We start from the raw sequence: 370 nt of genomic DNA, 5'->3' as shown, positions 1-370 counted from the left end.
GCGCGGCTCGGTGGTCAGCAGCAGGCCCGCCGCCGCACGCACGGCGCCATGCCGGTCGGTGCGCAGTTCGAAACCCTCCCCACGCGGCTGGCCGCCCGAGGGGCGCGGGTGGGTCAGGTAGCCCAGGTTGATCGCACTGGCGCCATGGTCGCTGCGCAACGCGATGCTGATCTCGCTGGTGGTGTCGTCGATGCGCAGCTCGTTGCTGCGGCTGCCCTTGTATTCCTTGCTCTTGACCGTGGCCAGGGTCTTGAAGTCGGGCAACCGGTACGGCGGCAGGTTGGCGCCGTGGTACAGGCAACCGGTGATCAGCGGCTGGTCGGGGTCGCCTTCCAGAAAGGTGATCAGCACCTCCATGCCGATACGCGGC

Annotated in this window: 1 protein-coding gene; it reads right to left on the bottom strand. The window is 68.6% G+C overall.

Annotation, left to right across the window (positions count from 1 at the left end; translation table 11 throughout):
- On the bottom strand, positions 1-370 hold a 370-nt coding region (locus tag FW760_RS26045; protein ID WP_446444123.1), incomplete at both ends, for a type VI secretion system Vgr family protein.

This window comes from Pseudomonas sp. 1176_21 (genome assembly GCF_052850635.1).
The sequence above is the reverse complement of the archived record's forward strand: the minus strand, read 5'-3'. Positions and strand labels throughout refer to the sequence as shown.